1 pseudogene is annotated in these 226 nt (G+C 57.1%); it reads left to right on the forward strand.

Going from position 1 to position 226, the window contains the following annotated elements:
• Positions 1-226: pseudogene (locus ACQ4LH_RS21285) on the forward strand (hypothetical protein); the annotation flags it as partial.

Genomic DNA, 226 nt, shown 5'->3' on the forward strand with positions numbered 1-226 from the left:
ACCCTAGTCCTGGCAATTGTCCAAGCAGTCGGCATGTCCGTCGGCCTGGCCAGTCAGGGCGTAGCGTTTACGGTCGATTTCGGCTTCCACTTCGTTGCAGTCACCACGTTTGTGGCGGGGGGGAGTGKTTTTGWTTTGGGTWGGGGGGSMAAAAACCCAGCGGGGGGGTGGGGAMGGGGTTTTKTTGSTGGTKCTTTTTCTGTTAAACAAATTATCCTGCCGGCGG

The sequence above is a fragment of the Pseudomonas peli genome (assembly GCF_050563605.1).
Taxonomy (GTDB): Bacteria; Pseudomonadota; Gammaproteobacteria; order Pseudomonadales; family Pseudomonadaceae; genus Aquipseudomonas; species Aquipseudomonas peli_A.